This window comes from Streptomyces phytophilus, from assembly GCF_013870535.1.
GTDB lineage: Bacteria > Actinomycetota > Actinomycetes > Streptomycetales > Streptomycetaceae > Streptomyces > Streptomyces phytophilus.
The window spans coordinates 1-2,880 of the sequence record NZ_JACBXC010000785.1 but is presented as its reverse complement, the minus strand read 5'-3'; the positions used below and the strand labels follow the sequence as shown (position 1 = coordinate 2,880).

Here is a 2,880-nt window from a genome sequence, read left to right as displayed (position 1 = left end):
CGCTGCTGCTCGCGCCGGTGCCCGGCGAGCTGGCGCACGGGCTGGCCATGCTCGGCGTGGTGCTGCCCGTCGTGCTGCTGCACGATGTGCTGCGCTACTGCTTCGCCGCACTCCGGCTGCCGCACCACGCGCTCCTCGCCGACCTGCTGCGGCTCGCCGTCGCGATCCCGGCGCTCGTGCTCCAGCCCGACGGCTCGTCCCCGGCGCGGCTCATCGCCGTGTGGGGCGCCTCCGCGCTGCCCGCGCTGCTGCTCTGCCTGGCGCTGGCCGCGTACCGGCTCCGCGGCGCCCGCGGCGACTGGCGGCGGTATCTGCGCCGGGGGCACCTGGGCCGCCGGTTCGTGGTGGAGTTCGCGGTGGGCAACGGCGCGACGCAGCTGTCGGTGATAGGGCTCGGGCTCGTCGCCAGCCAGCTCGCCGTGGGCGCGCTGCGCGGCGCCACCACCCTCTACGGGCCGATGAACGTCCTCTACAACTCCGCGACCTCCTTCGGCCCGCCGGTGATGAACCGCATCCCGAACCTGCGCAGCAAGCTCCGCTCCGCCGCCGCCCTCGCCGCCCTGCTCACCGGCACCGCCGCCGCCTGGACGACCGTGCTCGTCCTCCTGCCCGACTCCGCCGGCCGCGAACTCCTCGGCGACACCTGGGCGTCCACGTCCTCGCTGCTGCCCGCCACGGGCAGCCAGTACGCGGGCATCGCCCTGGGCACCAGCGCGCTGCTCACGCTGCGCGTGCTGCGCCCGGAGAGCACGCTCCCGATCCAGGTCGTCTTCTCCCTGCTCTCCGTCGGCTGCATGCTCACCGGCTACGCCGCCGGGGGTGTGCTCGGCGCCGCCTGGGGCCTGTGCGCGGGTTCGGCGCTGAAGGCCGCGGCCCTGTGGCTCAGGGTCGCGGCCGTCAGCCGCTCGATCGCCGCCGCCGGCCCGGGCGTCACACCCGGTGCAGTCCCGGCCGCCCGGCCTCGATCGCATAGGAAGCCGCGGTCGCGATCGGGGCGCCTTCGGTGGTGATGTGCGGCACGACGCGGAAGTCCGCGCGGCACTGCTCGCGGTCCAGCGCGACGGTCACGTAGCCGCGGCGGCCGTCGTAGAACCGCAGGTGCGGGTTGGCCTGCGTGAGCCGGTCGTAGTTCGCCGGCCGCTCGGCGCCGTTGCCGCCGCTGCTGATGGAGGTGGCGACGATCTCGCCGGCGACGGCGGGCGCCCCGGGGTCGGCGTAGTCGCGCTTGACGTCCATCGCATAGTGCACGTGCACGTCGCCCGTGAGGACGACGAGGTTGTCCACCCCCGCCGCCTCGGCCGCGTCCAGGAACCGGGTGCGGGCGGCGGTGTAGCCGTCCCAGGCGTCCATGCTGACGGTGTACGCCTCGATCGGCTCGCTGCGCCGCTCGGCCAGCACGACCTGCTGCGGCACGATGTTCCACCGCGCGCGCGAGTCGCGCCAGCCGTCCGCGAGCCAGTGCTCCTGCCGCTCGCCGAGCATCGTGCGCGCCGGGTCGTCCGCGTCGGGCCCCGGCGGCGCCCAGTTGCCGCCGTACGCCTGGTCGGTGCGGTACTGCCGGCCGTCGAGGACGTCGAACTGGGCCAGCGTGCCGTAGTGCAGCCGCCGGTACAGCCGCAGGTCGGCGCCGCGCGGGCGCTGCGGCCTGCGCAGCGGCTGGTTCTCCCAGTACGCCCGGTAGGCGGCGGCCCGGCGGACGAGGAACTCCTCGGGCGGCAGGTTGTCCTGGGAGACGGCGCCGGCGTAGTTGTTCTCGACCTCGTGGTCGTCCCAGGTGAGGATCCAGGGGTGGGCGGCCTGGGCGGCGCGCAGGTCGGCGTCGCTGCGGTAGAGGGCGTAGCGCAGCCGGTAGTCGTCCAGCGTCACGGTCTCGTGGTTGAAGATGTCGGGGAGGGTCCCGGCGGGGTAGGCGCGGCTGCCGCCGGTGGACGCGACGGCGCCCTCGTAGATCCAGTCGCCGAGGTGGAAGACGGCGTCGAGGTCCTCGTCGGCGAGGTGCTTGAAGGCGGTGTAGTAGCCGCCGGGGTAGTTCTGGCAGGCGATCGCGCCGAAGCGCATGGACGGGTTGCGCGCGTGCTGCGGAGGCGCGGTGCTCGTACGGCCGACGGGGCTGGTCCAGCGGCCGAGCCGGAAGCGGTAGTAGTACGGGCGGCCCGGCGCGAGCCCGTCGGCCTCGACGTGCACGGTGTGGTGGAACTCGGGGTGGGCCAACTCCCGCCCGCGCCGGGCGACGCGGCGGAAGCCCTCGTCGTGGGCGATCTCCCAGTGGACCAGGAACGGCACCGGCGGCATGCCGCCGTCGGGCTCGAACGCCGCGGGCGCGAGCCGGGTCCACAGCACCACGCCGTCGGGGGCCGGGTCGCCGGAGTCGACGCCGAGGGTGAAGGGCTCCTGGCGGACCGTTCCCGGGTCCGCCGGCTCGTCCGCGTGGGCCCGCGGCAGCCCCACGGAGAAGGCGAGCGCGGCGGCGGCACCGGTGACGGTGAGGAAGCGGCGGCGGCTCGCGTGTGCCGCGGCGGCGCGCAGGGCGTCCTGCGGTGGTGCGACCAGTAGGCGGCGCCGCCGAGGCAGAGGATCAGCAGCGCGGCGAAGAAGTGGGTGTCCGTGGAGTTCAGCACGGACAGGAACAGGCCGCAGCCGACGATGGCGAACAGCAGCGCCGTCAGCGCCGAGCCCTCGACCCGGCCGGACAGCAGCCGGCGGCCCTCGCTGTCGTCCTCGCCGTCCAGCGGCATCAGCAGCCAGGCGAAGCCGTACGCGACGAGGCCGAGGCCGCCGGTGGCGGTGAGCACGCCGAGGACGACGCGGAAGATGACGGGGTCCATGCCGAAGTACTGGCCGAGGCCGCCGCAGACGCCGCCGACGACCTTGTAGCGGCGG

2 protein-coding genes are annotated in these 2,880 nt (G+C 75.0%); one reads left to right on the top strand and one right to left on the bottom strand.

The features are described from left to right. On the top strand, positions 1-1,010 hold a 1,010-nt coding region (locus H5J30_RS25205), incomplete at its 5' end, for an MATE family efflux transporter (protein ID WP_181789646.1). Here H5J30_RS25205 and H5J30_RS25200 read toward each other — a convergent pair. Then, positions 931-2,550, bottom strand: a complete 1,620-nt coding sequence (locus H5J30_RS25200) for an alkaline phosphatase D family protein (RefSeq protein WP_181789647.1) — start codon at positions 2,548-2,550, stop codon at positions 931-933. The two genes, H5J30_RS25205 and H5J30_RS25200, sit on opposite strands and share 80 nt — an antisense overlap. Positions 2,551-2,880 lie beyond the last annotated feature (330 nt).